The organism is Paenibacillus agaridevorans, from assembly GCF_018604145.1.
Classification (GTDB): Bacteria; Bacillota; Bacilli; order Paenibacillales; family Paenibacillaceae; genus Pristimantibacillus; species Pristimantibacillus agaridevorans.
On the sequence record NZ_CP075889.1, the window covers coordinates 6549178 to 6561685 of the forward strand.

Genomic DNA, 12508 nt, shown 5'->3' on the forward strand with positions numbered 1-12508 from the left:
CTCCACTTGTTCACGCGCACCGACGATCGAATCACCACCTCGCAAGCCATTGTCTTCCTGACGAACACCATATTGGGCGCAGGCATATTGACCATGCCGCGAAGCGTCACGCACGCGATCAAAACGCCGGATGCCTGGGTGACCATTCTCTTGGGCGGAGTCGTCATCATTCCCGTCATTCTGCTTATGGTCAAGCTGTCCCAACAGTTCCCGGGACAGACAATCTTCCAATACGCCAGCCGAATCGCGGGCAGGCTGACGGGTAAGGCGTTATGCCTGCTGCTCGTCTTCTATTTCCTTACTATCGCCGGCTTCGAAATTCGTTCGCTGGCCGAGGTCACGCTGTTCTTCCTCCTTGAAGGAACGCCTATATGGGCAATCGTGCTGCCCTTCATCTGGGTAGGCGCCTATCTGGTCAGCGGGGGGATTAATGCCATTGCGAGGGTGTATCAGATCGTGTTCCCCATCTCCATGTTCGTATTGCTCATTTCCTTTGCGGTCAGTTCTCGCCTGTTCGACATCGATAATCTGCGTCCGGTTCTCGGAGACGGCTTTCTCCCCGCCCTTGCAGGTCTGAAGTCATCCCTACTGGTCTATTCGGGCTGCGAAGTCATTCTGACGCTGGTCGCCTTCATGGAGCATCCGCGTCAAGCCGCTAAGGCTATGATCGGAGGCATTGCCATTCTGCTTGCCGTCTATTTGATGACCGTGATCTTCGTAATAGGCGGCATATCCATCGATTCCGCCATGACCAGCACCTGGCCGACCCTCGATCTCATTCGCAGCTTCGAAGTGACCGGATTCTTCGTGGAACGGCTGGAATTTCCGTTAATGGTGATCTGGCTAATGCAGATGTTCTGCAATTTCTGCAGTTTCTTCTTTCAGTCTTCCCTGGGCGTATCCCAAATCTTTAATCTGTCTTTCCAACCGGTCATCTTTGCCATGGTCCCCATCATATTGTTGTTCACTATGGTTCCCAAAAGCCTGCAAGACCTGTTTCTTCTGGGAGACATGATCGGCATAATGAGCATCAGCTTGTTCCTTCTGCTCCCAGTGCTGCTCGCGGTGATCTGGCTGATCCGCACGAAAGGATTGAAGCAGCATGTCTAACCTTCGCAAGCGTCTCCTCCTGTCTTTGGTTCTCTCAGCCATGCTTGTTATGCCGACCGGATGCTGGAGCAGCAAGGAAATCGAGGATTTGGCCCTATATACCGGCCTTGCCTTGGACAAGGGACAACCCGCGCCGGTCGAGAAGGAGTTCGAATCCAAGGGAGCAACCTATTCGAAAGAGAATAAAGTAATGGCTACCATCCAGTTAGTGCCCTTTAAATCCAAGGCTAGCGAGGGCAAACATCAGAGCGGCCTGCAATCTACCTTTCTGAATTTATCGGGAAGCGGCGACTCTATCCTTGAGATTTTTCGTCAATTTTCCATTCGTTTGGACCGGCCCATTATCGGACATCATCTCAAGGTAATCGTCATCTCCGCCGATCTGCTACGCAAACAATCGATCGAGCAGGTGACGGACTTCTTGCTGCGCGATAACGATATTCGGCCAAGCACTCTGGTGTATATAAGCCAGGGATCCGCCAGAGAAACCTTAATGTCCAAGAAGCTGAACGAGGTTCCTTCGTTCCATCTTTCCGGCATGCATAGAAACCGGTCACGGACCAGTAAAGTACTGAATCCGGTCACATTGTCCCGATTGGATGCGCTGACACACTCCAAAAAAAGCTTCGTCCTGCAGACGCTGGTAACAGGCGGCGGCGAAACGGAGCTGTCCGGCGCCGGCATAATTAACGGCTCTACCGGGCATTGGATCGGTGCATTGAATCAAGAGAATACGGAATGTCTGGCCTGGCTGTCCGGCGAAGGCGATGCGGGGGCGATTAAGACCGACGATTGGAACGGGGAGCCGATTACTTACGAAATAAAGTCCTTGCGCAGCAAGATCACTCCTCAAGTGAACGGAGACCAAATTTCGTTCAAGGTCGAGATCCATACGCAAGGACGTCTCATCGAGACTTGGGACGAACAGTCTCATCCGACAACAAACGATTACGCTAACGAGCTCGCCAAACGGTTCGAAGAAAAGCTCTCTGCCATGATGAAGCAGCTGATGGTTAAGCTGCAATCGGAATACAAGAGCGACGTAGCCGGCTTCGGTCGAAGATTGGCCATCGAGAACCCCGCCGCGTGGAAGAAGGTCAGAGAGGATTGGGACAACGTGTTTAGCCGTTCGGAGATCAAGTTCGTCTATAAGGTGAAGATCACCGATTTCGGATCGTTTACAGAGGATTGACAGGATGCTGCGACCTTCTGTTCCTCTTCGCCCCTCTCCCTGTTGCCCCTCTCTCAAATATTGATATAATGACAGAAAATACAGGTAAGGAGGTAGGTAATACCTTGTTTCGGGTTCTGTGGAGAAATTCGATTTTCAGCAAACTGCTCCTTATTTTCCTGCTTATACTCATTCCGTTGTTCTCGCTTGGGATCGTGTTGTACAACTGGGGCATCGGCGCGGTCAAGACTCAACTTTCCGGTACGATTCGCGTTTCTCTCGAATCGGTGCTCGACAACTTCGATCAGGACGTTCAGCGAACGCAGGCCCTTTTGTTCGAAATGCTGATGGGCGATGAGGAATTGGCTATGCTATCACTGTTTCCCCAATCTACGGCTCAATATTCGGAGTACGAGAAATTCCAAATGATTGGACGGTTGAAAAAGCAGCTTCTCGCCCTCAAAAACAGTAATCGTTATATCTCGGACGTCCGCATTCACATTCCCTTGCTTGGCCGAACGTTGTCCTCGTCGGCTTGGCCGGAGAACTTCCGCCAGCAAGAGTACGATGCTTTCCTCGGCCACGACGATCGGTCGCGAATGTTCTACTTTGACAATCGCCCCTATGTCGTTTTGAAGGCGCTTAACCGGCAGACGGACAATATCCGTCCGTACTTCATGATCGTCGTCGAGTTCTCCGAGAAGGAGCTGCGGGATTCTCTGCTCCCCCTCCTGCAGTACAAGAATAGCGGCATTTTTCTTCGCGACTCGGCATCCCATTTCTTCTTAAGCGCCAAGAGCTCCGATATTGATAGTACGGTCGAAGAAACCCTTCGCAACCAAAAAAGCTTTCTGGATGAGTCCGATATTTACGTTGCGGGCAGCGAATACCAGACGTTTCAGGTCCGTTCCTCCTCCCTTGGACTGGAGGCCATACAATATGTGAGAAATTCGGAGCTGATAAAAACAATCCAAATTTATCATATCTGGATTTGGTGTTATTCCATAGTCGGCATCCTGATTCTTTTTCTGTTCTCGCTATATGCTTATCGGTACATTCACCAACCGCTCGTAAAGATGGTACGGTCCTTCTCCCGAATAGAGAACGGCGACTTCGACGTCTTTATAAAGCACCATCGCAAAGACGAGTTTCAATATTTATTTACGCAGTTCAACGACATGGTCAAAAACCTCAATACGCTCATTGACCAGTCGTATCGGCAAAAGCTGCTCGTTCAAAACGCGGAGCTTAAGCAGCTCCAGTCGCAAATCAACCCTCATTTTCTATATAACAGCTTGTTTATTCTAAATACGATGACCCGAACGGGCGACTACGATAATCTCGAGTATTTTACCATTCAACTCGGCGAGTATTTCCGATTTATGACGAAGAGCAATCGGAACGAAATCCCGCTCTCAGAAGAAATTCGTCATGCGCGCACTTACGCTGACATCCAGAGCTTGCGCTTCGGCAACCGGATCAAGGTCGAATTTGACGAACTCCCCCCGGATTATGCACACATCAGCGTTCCAAGGCTGATCGTGCAACCCGTTATCGAGAATGCGTTCATTCACGGGCTTGAAGAAATGCCCGACAAAGGCTGGATATCCATTACCTTTGAGGAATCAGACGATCGTCTAGCCATCGTTGTAGAAGACAACGGACAGTCGCTGTTGGACCAGCAACTTCTCGGCGTGCAAGCTATGCTGGCAGGTGAAGCCGAACCAGCGGAGGAAGTCGGGCTGCTAAACATTCACCGAAGGCTGCAGCTCAAGTTTGGCCAGCGGGGGGAGCTTACTCTTTCCCGCAGTCCGCATGGCGGCCTAAAGGCCGTTATACTCATACCCATTGATACGACTACGGGGGGAACGGAATCATGATACGTTTATTAATCGTAGACGACGAACCGATTATCGCGGACGGCTTGTTCGAAACGTTGCTGCATTTATCCTACCTTGAATTGGATCTTTATAAAGCTTATTCCGGAATGGATGCACTGCGCCAATTAAAAAATAACAGGTTTGATATCGTCCTTTCCGACATCCGTATGCCAGGCATGAACGGCCTGGAACTACTTCGGCATATTCGGTCGGCCTGGGCGGATTGCAGGGTTGTCTTCCTGACCGGCTTCAACGATTTTGACTATGTGTACGAGGCCATTCAGAATCAAGGCGTGCATTACTTGTTGAAAACGGAAGGCTATCCAAAGGTCATCTCCGTCGTCGAAAGCGTCATTGACGATATTCGGACATCGAGGCAATGGAGCGAATTGGTCTCCGGAGTGAACGAGCGGATGGAAGCGGCCAATCAGGTGCTGCAGAAGGAATACCTTCTCCATCTATTAAACGGGGCATCGACTGCAGACCGCGAGGAGCAATTCGAGCAATTAAAGCTCCCCTTGGATCCAACGCTATCGATACTGCTCATGGTAGGCAGGATCACGACCGTTCGATCCGATGGGCCAACGTATACGGAGCGAACCCGAGCAGACTATTCGATTCAGCTCATAGTCGAACATCACCTCTCTTCCGCCATGAGAATGAAATGCGCGATCGATGACCGCGGTCGATTGGTCTGTTTTTTGCAGCCACTAGCCTCATCCATCGAACCTGATACATTGGAACAAGCATTTGCCAATGTTTTAACGTTCGCGACGGGTATGCTGGACGTTATTCAGCAATCGATCCAACTATCGGTCCAGGTTCCGATCTCCTTTGCCATCAGTAATCGGCATACCTCATGGGAGGAATCAGGCAGAACCTTCGCCCGGCTGCAGTATGCGCTGGATTACCAGTCCTCTATCGATTCCGAGACGATCGTAACGGTCGGGGAGTCCGACGAGGATGACAAACACGGAACCGACGATGAAGAGATTCGTCTCCTCCTGAACAAAATCGGCATGATGGACGCCCTCTTGGATGACGGGAGAGCGGATGACCTGCTCCCCTTGCTCGGGCAAGCGAAAGCGCTCCTCTCCCGGTTGACGTCAGGCGATACGGGCGTAGGAATGGAACTTCATTATCGGATCGCGGTATCCCTTTTGTCTTATATCAATCGCAGCGGAATCGCCAGCCGTCATGAGGACGAGATCGACTTATCCAAGCTGTTGCGTGCAGACCATCCGGATTCTTTGCCTTTTGCCATTGATTACGCTATCGGATTGATTCCATTGCTGCTGGAGCTGAGGCAGAGCGAACGTAATCGAAAAGCCACCAAGGTCATCGACCGGATCAAAGATTACATCGCGGACAACCTGGCCGGAGACGTCTCCCTGACTCGATTGGCGGACATCGTATACTTTAACCCCGCATACCTGTCCCGGCTGTTCAAAAAAACGACGGGAATGACAATTATCGATTACATCCACGAGATCCGCATGAAGGAAGCGCTCTCATTGCTGGAAAACAGCGATATGAAAATTCAGGACATCTCGGAGGCGGTTGGTTTTACCTCTGCCACGAACTTCACGAGATTTTTCCGGAAATATACCCGATCAACGCCTAACGAGTATCGCGAACTCATCCGCGTGAAAAAGTCAAAATTGGATTAGTTCCCTCCTCCGGAGGTGCGATTTTGAATATTGTGAGCACATGAAAGGATGCCTTATCCTTAATACAGAGGCAGCGCGCGCCTACTAGTTATCAGTTCGGGGGATAGAGAATGACTAACATTTTTGCAAAAAAAAGAATGATAACGTTCGCAAGTCTCGCCTTATCCATATCGCTCGTTTTTGTATCCGCTTGCAGCAACGGCAATAACAGCAATAGCGGCAATGGCGGCGCATTGGAAGCAAGCTCTTCCGCGGTTTCTCCTTCTTCGTCGCCCGCTTCCGTCGAAGCCAATCCGTTCGAGAAATACGAACCGGCTATCGAGATCACGACTGTCAGAAGCACGAGCGCCCGCTTCAAGTTCTTGGACGGGGAATCACTCGACAATAATGCTTGGACGAAAGCTTACGAGAACGAACTCGGAATTAAAGTAAAGAACGTCTGGACCACTGACGAAGCTCAGTATCAGAATAAAATGAACGTGACGATTGCTTCCGGCGACTTGCCTGACCTCATGTTCGTCTCGCCCGCGCAATTCCAGCAGTTGCTCGAGAGCGATCAAATCGAGGATCTGACGACCGCCTATGACCAATATGCTTCCCCTTTCCTGAGAAAAATTATGGAGCAAGATGCAAACGGACTGATGAAAAAGGCGGCAACCGTCGATGGCAAAATGATGGGAATCACGGGCTTTGGCAGCATAGAGCAAGGGACGCCGGTAATCTGGTTGCGAACGGATTGGCTGGAGCAAGCAGATCTGCCCGAGCCAACAAGCTTCGATGACATCTTAAACATCGCGGAAGCCTTTAAAAAGAACCATTCCGGGGCCTATGGCATCGGGTTAAACAAGGATCTGTTCGGCGGCTTGGCAACCATCGAAGGAATCGCCAACGCCTATCACGCTTATCCCAAGATCTGGTTGAAGGACGATTCCGGCAAACTGGTATATGGCAGTGTTCAGCCTGAAATGAAGCAAACACTCGCGACCCTTCAGGATATGTATAAACGCGGTCTAATCGATAAAGAATTCGGTGTCAAAGACGGCAACAAAATCGCCGAAGACATCATGAATAACAAGATCGGCTTGATTTACGCCAATTTCTGGCATCCGCTGTGGCCTTTACAGGAAGCCATGAACATGAACGCGGCGGACGGCATGACGTGGAAGCCGTACCCTGTTTTGTCCGCGGACGATCAAGTCGCTTCTCCGTCTACCACTATTCCGGTGACCGGATATTACGTCATCAAAAAAGGATATAAACATCCGGAAGCCGCAATTAAATTAGCCAATCTGCAGCTAAAGAACGCTTGGAGCGACGAGGCTCAAGCCGAGCTCTACAATACGGATAAAGACCAAACGCCGTTCTACTTGTATCCAACCATCAGCATGGAACCGCCAAGCAAAAACCTGGAGGCCGGAATCGCCGTTACGGAAGCTTACCGGGCCAAGGATTTCTCCAAGCTGAATGAAGAACAGAAGGGCTATTACGACAACGTCTTGGCTTATCTGGATAACAATGACATCAAAAGCTTCGGCAACGCCTTGATCTTCGGGCCAGGCGGCTCCGAGATGGAAGTGCTGAAGAAATACGTCGAAGAAAATAGGATGAAAATCGGAGAATTTTACGGCGCACCCGTACCGACGCAGCAGATGAAGCAAGCGACGCTCGACAAACTTGAATTGGAAACGTTTACTAAAATTATCGTAGGAGAAAGCCCCGTGGACGAATTCGATAGTTTCGTGGAGAAGTGGCACAAGCTCGGCGGGGATGAGATTACAAACGAGATCAACGAGTGGAATGCCGCTCAATAACTTAACGATAATGAGAAGGGGGGAAGCCGTGGTCATCGCGGCGATCCCCATCTCGTTGACTGACATCGCTAGGAGGAATGCGACATGAAAGGCTTATTTCGGCGCGAGTTGCCTTTCCACATCATGGTCTGGCCAGGCTTGCTGGCAGTTCTTATCTTCAGTTATGTGCCCATGGCGGGCGTCGTGATCGCGTTCCAGAAGTTTATTCCGGCCAAAGGGGTCTTTGATTCCCAGTGGATCGGCTTTGATAATTTTCGTTTTCTATTTCAGCAGCCGGATTTTACGCAGATCCTCCGAAACACGCTCGTCATCGCCATCGCGAAAATCGTCGCTGGATTGATCGCCTCAATTGGCTTCGCGCTTTTGCTAAACGAATTAGGCAAAGCTTTCTTTAAGAGAACAATCCAGACGCTTGTCTACTTGCCTCATTTTTTATCGTGGATCATTCTGGGCGGCGTTCTGATAGATATATTATCTCCTTCGGAGGGGATCGTCAGTTGGGCGCTTGGTTTTCTCGGTATCAACTCCCCCTTCTTCCTGGGCAGTTCCTCGTGGTTTCCTTTCACGCTGGTCTTGTCCGATGTCTGGAAGGAGTTCGGCTTCGGAGCGATCGTTTATTTGGCAGCTCTGACCTCTATCGATCCGACCCATTACGAAGCGGCGGTCATCGATGGAGCCAACCGCTGGCGCCAAACCTGGCACGTCACTCTTCCGGGAATCGCCCCGATCGTCGTGCTGATGGTAACCTTGAGCCTGGGGAATGTTCTCAACGCGGGATTCGATCAAGTCTTTATCCTGCTCAGCCCAAGCGTCATGGACACCGGGGACATTATCGACACTTGGGTATACCGTATGGGTCTCGTCAACGCCCAATACGGACTGGCGACCGCGGTCGGCTTGTTCAAGTCGGTAATCTCCAGCATCCTAATCATTACATCATTCGTCATGGCGTCGAAATTCGCCAATTACCGGGTTTTCTAAGGGGGAATGTAAATGACGCGCTTGTCGTTTGGAAGAAAGTTTTTTTTGACATTTGACTACATTCTCCTATCGATTCTGGCCTTACTCTGCCTGTTGCCGCTTGTCAACGTTCTGGCGATCTCCTTCAGCTCCAGCACGGCGGCGACCGCCAACATCGTAAAATTCTGGCCGGTCGACTTTAACTTGAAGTCCTACACTTATGCCTTGAGCAAACCCGAGTTCTCCGACGCTTATTGGGTAACCATTAAGCGAGTATTAATCGGGACTCCGATCAACGTTATTTTGACTATGCTCGTCGCCTATCCGCTGTCCAAGGATGATCGTCTGTTTCGGTGGCGCAAATATTACTCCTGGGTATTCATTTTCACGATGCTGTTCAACGGCGGGCTCATTCCGTGGTACATGACCATCAAAACGCTTGGACTGATCGATACATTCTGGGCGCTCGTCCTGCCAGGAGCAATACCTGTGTTCAGCGTCATCCTACTGCTCAATTTCTTCCGCGGCATTCCGAAGGAGATCGAGGAAGCGGCGCTGATCGACGGTTGCACCCATTGGAGGATTTTATGGCGGATATTCCTCCCCTTATCCGCTCCGGCTATCGCTACGATTACGCTATTTGCGCTCGTCGGGCATTGGAACTCTTGGTTCGACGGCTTGATCCTCATGAACAAGACCGAGCATTATCCTCTGCAAAGCTACTTGCAAACACTGGTCATCAGCTTCGATCTCAAAATTATGAATGTTAAGGAAGCGGAGCTGCTATCCCAGATTAACAACCGGACGCTGAAGGCCTCGCAAATATTCCTCGCGGCCCTCCCGATTATGCTTACCTATCCGTTCTTGCAGAAGTATTTCATGAAAGGGATCGTCATGGGGAGCGTGAAAGGATAATACATTAGATTCAGAGTCCCAAACACCCCGGTACTGTAAAGAGTCCGCTACCGCTTGTCGGAGTAGGGCTCTTTCTTCGTTTTAGAGATGTTTAAAAACTTCGGAAGCTACCTCTACTTCATGAGTAATCTTTGGGACCATGGAGTTAACGAGACAACCTTCAGCGCTGCACCCCATCCGCTTTATAAACCTCAATATTTTAAACATTATAACGTTATATTGTAATTTGCGATTTTTATGCTATTCTATGGTTAGGGTTGTTAGCTTGGAATAGACTATTGCCTATGCGGGAATGCAGTGAGCAGAACGCGGGCAACGGAAATGTGGTGAAAACATGCAAGAACAGGAACGATACATCTTGCGCGATTTGCGACTCTTGGATGGACAGCCGGTAGATATCGCTATACAGGACGGGCGTATTGCGGGTGTGTGGACGGCCGATGCTGCGATACAGGACAGGCAAATTGCGGGTGTGTGGACGTCCGGGCAAGCCGCCAAGCAATGGGAGGATGCCGCTTCCATCGACTGCTCCGGGCAATACGTGTCCAGCGGGTGGATCGACATGCACGTGCATGCGTTCCCCGAGCTTGATCCATACGGCGACGAGATCGACGCCATCGGCGTGGAGCAAGGCGTGGCGACGATCGTCGACGCGGGCAGCTGCGGCGCGGACCGGATCGGCGAGCTGCTTGCGAACGGGCAGAAAGCGCGAACGAATCTGCTCGCTTTTCTCAACATCGCTCATATCGGCTTACTGCGCATTGACGAGCTGTCGGATCTTGCGTGGATTGACGAGGGCAAGCTGCTTGCGGCGCTGGAGACGCACGGAGATTCCATTGTGGGCTTGAAGGCGCGCATCAGCAAAAGCGTCGTGAAGGACAACGGCATTGAGCCGCTCCGTCTGGCACGCCGATTCTCCGAGGAAACCGGGTTGCCGCTTATGGTGCATATCGGCTCCGGGCCTCCCGCCATCGAGGATGTCGTCCGGTTGCTGGCCGACAGGGACATTATTACGCATTATTTAAACGGCAAGGCGAACAATTTGTTCGATGGCGAAGGCAGGCCGCTGCAAGTGTTGGCGGACGCCTTGGCGCGCGGAGTTCGGTTGGACGTCGGGCATGGCACGGCCAGCTTCTCGTTCCGGGTGGCGGACGCCGCCAAGCGGCATGGCATCCCGCTGCACACGATCAGCTCCGACATCTATCGCGGCAACCGGAAGAACGGACCCGTGTATAGCCTGGCTAACGTGATGACGAAGTTCCTGCATCTGGGATACACGCTGGAAGAAGTCGTCGCGGCAGTCACGTCGAACGCGGCGAAGTGGCTCGGCAAGCCTGAGCTTGGACGAATCGTTGCCGGCGACACCGCCAATCTGACGTTGTTCGAGGTGCGGCAAGAGCGTACGGAGCTGGTCGATTCGGAAGGCGAACGGCGAATTGCGGATCAACTTATACAAGCCAAAGGAGTTGTGGTGGATGGCAAGTTCATTAAATGCGAAGTACGGCCTTAAGAGGGTTATTAACGCCAGCGGACGAATGAGTATTCTGGGCGTGTCCGCTCCGACGGACACCGTCATGGACGCCATGAAGCATGGCGGGCAAAACTACGTCGAGATCGCCGATCTCGTCGACAAGGCCGGCGACTATATCGCCCGCATTTTGGGCTCGGAAGCGGCCGTCGTCGTGAACTCGGCTTCGAGCGGCATCGCCTTGTCCGTCGCGGCCATCGTGACGGGCGGCAACAAGCGGGCCAGCTTGCGCCTGCATATGGAGCCGATCGCGAAAAACGAGATCATCATGCTCAAAGGCCACAACGTGCAATACGGCGCGCCTGTCGACACGATGGTATACCTGGGCGGCGGCAAAGTCGTCGAGGTCGGCTACGCCAACGAAGGCAAAGCCGAGCATATCGAAGATGCAATCGGCCCGAACACGGCGGCTATCCTTTACGTAAAATCGCATCATACCGTGCAGAAAAATATGATCTCCGTCGAAGAAGCCTGGGAAGTCGCTCAGCGCAATAGCGTACCTCTTATCGTGGACGCAGCAGCAGAGGAAGACTTGCAGAAGTATGTGATGGTGTCGGATCTCGCCATTTACAGCGGCTCCAAAGCGATTGAAGGTCCGACCTCCGGCATCGTGGGCGGCAAGCGCCAGTACATCGAATCCGTGAAGACGCAGCTGCATGGCATCGGCCGCAGCATGAAGGTCGGCAAAGAAACGACGTTCGGCCTGTTGCAAGCCTTGGACGAGTACAGCGTAAAAGAAGACAAAAGCGAGCAGGAGAAGGAATCGCTGGACCTGCTTATGGCGCTGAACGAACTGAACGGCGTCAAAGTGACGGTCGTGCAGGACGAGGCCGGACGAGCGATCTTCCGCGCTCGCATCGCAATCGACGCGGCAGCGTCGGGCACGACAGCCAAAGCGGTGGTTGATGGCCTGCAAAATGGCGATATCGCCATCTATACCCGCGACTACGGCGTGCGCCAAGGCTACTTCGACATCGATCCTCGCCCGCTTATGGGCGACGACATGGAAGTTATCGCGACGCGGGTTCGCGAGCTGGTGACTGGTTAGGGTCCAACTCCTAACAACGCCGCTGCCGCTATCCAATGAGGCCGCCAGGATGACATGAGGGTACTTTAGAAACGCATAACGTATGCTTGTATCGACCATAGCCTGCAATGCGCCGTATGAGCTCCAATACCCACAAACACATCTGCTTCAAGAGGAGCCACATGCGGTGCGTGACGATTGTACTCGCTTTTTCATACTCACGAGGCACTCTGAGCCTCGGATGCGGCGATTGTACTTGCTTTTTCATACTCATGAGACACTCCGAGCACCGGATACGGCGATTGTACTCGCTTTTTCATACTCATGCGGCACTCCGAGCCTCGGATGCGGTGATTGTACTCGCTTTTTCATACTCAAGAGGCACTCCGAGCCTCGGATGCGGCGATTGTACTCGCTTTTTCATACTCATGCGGCA

The 12508-nt window shown here is 51.9% G+C and carries 9 protein-coding genes; all 9 read left to right on the top strand.

Translation table 11 applies throughout. The features are described from left to right. The first annotated feature begins 6 nt into the window (after nt 1-6). On the top strand, nt 7-1110 hold the full coding sequence (locus KJW29_RS26235; protein WP_214626857.1) for a GerAB/ArcD/ProY family transporter: 1104 nt from the start codon (nt 7-9) through the stop codon (nt 1108-1110). Then, entirely contained in the window at nt 1103-2302 is a 1200-nt protein-coding gene (locus tag KJW29_RS26240; protein WP_214626858.1) for a Ger(x)C family spore germination protein, read from the top strand. The genes KJW29_RS26235 and KJW29_RS26240 overlap by 8 nt, the downstream gene beginning before the upstream one ends. 104 nt (nt 2303-2406) lie before the next feature. Beyond that, nucleotides 2407-4161 (top strand): sensor histidine kinase, encoded by a 1755-nt coding sequence (locus KJW29_RS26245; protein ID WP_214626859.1) that lies wholly within the window; start codon nt 2407-2409, stop codon nt 4159-4161. Beyond that, nucleotides 4158-5831 carry a response regulator transcription factor gene (locus KJW29_RS26250; protein WP_214626860.1) on the top strand — a complete coding sequence of 558 codons (1674 nt, stop codon included), beginning with the start codon at nt 4158-4160 and terminating at the stop codon, nt 5829-5831. Before KJW29_RS26245 ends, KJW29_RS26250 begins: the two co-directional genes overlap by 4 nt. A gap of 110 nt (nt 5832-5941) precedes the next feature. Next, entirely contained in the window at nt 5942-7642 is a 1701-nt protein-coding gene (locus KJW29_RS26255) for an extracellular solute-binding protein (RefSeq protein WP_214626861.1), read from the top strand. An 84-nt stretch (nt 7643-7726) separates the two neighbouring features. Further along, nucleotides 7727-8623, top strand: a complete 897-nt coding sequence (locus KJW29_RS26260) for an ABC transporter permease (protein WP_087568188.1) — start codon at nt 7727-7729, stop codon at nt 8621-8623. A 12-nt stretch (nt 8624-8635) separates the two neighbouring features. Continuing rightward, on the top strand, nt 8636-9517 hold the full coding sequence (locus KJW29_RS26265) for a carbohydrate ABC transporter permease (RefSeq protein ID WP_214626862.1): 882 nt from the start codon (nt 8636-8638) through the stop codon (nt 9515-9517). A 334-nt stretch (nt 9518-9851) separates the two neighbouring features. After that, complete coding sequence (locus tag KJW29_RS26270; protein WP_214626863.1) at nt 9852-11027, top strand: amidohydrolase/deacetylase family metallohydrolase; 1176 nt, start codon at nt 9852-9854, stop codon at nt 11025-11027. Beyond that, nucleotides 10993-12093: a DgaE family pyridoxal phosphate-dependent ammonia lyase gene (locus KJW29_RS26275; RefSeq protein ID WP_214626864.1), complete on the top strand. Its 1101-nt coding sequence runs from the start codon at nt 10993-10995 to the stop codon at nt 12091-12093. Before KJW29_RS26270 ends, KJW29_RS26275 begins: the two co-directional genes overlap by 35 nt. The last annotated feature ends 415 nt before the right edge of the window (nt 12094-12508 follow it).

Bases quoted from the DNA above. Each gene is read 5' to 3' on its own strand.
- KJW29_RS26240 (WP_214626858.1), top strand. From the start codon at position 1,103: ATGTCTAACCTTCGCAAGCGTCTCCTCCTGTCTTTGGTTCTCTCAGCC.
- KJW29_RS26250 (WP_214626860.1), top strand. From the start codon at position 4,158: ATGATACGTTTATTAATCGTAGACGACGAACCGATTATCGCGGACGGC.
- KJW29_RS26255 (WP_214626861.1), top strand. From the start codon at position 5,942: ATGACTAACATTTTTGCAAAAAAAAGAATGATAACGTTCGCAAGTCTC.
- KJW29_RS26260 (WP_087568188.1), top strand. From the start codon at position 7,727: ATGAAAGGCTTATTTCGGCGCGAGTTGCCTTTCCACATCATGGTCTGG.
- KJW29_RS26265 (WP_214626862.1), top strand. From the start codon at position 8,636: ATGACGCGCTTGTCGTTTGGAAGAAAGTTTTTTTTGACATTTGACTAC.
- KJW29_RS26270 (WP_214626863.1), top strand. From the start codon at position 9,852: ATGCAAGAACAGGAACGATACATCTTGCGCGATTTGCGACTCTTGGAT.
- KJW29_RS26275 (WP_214626864.1), top strand. From the start codon at position 10,993: ATGGCAAGTTCATTAAATGCGAAGTACGGCCTTAAGAGGGTTATTAAC.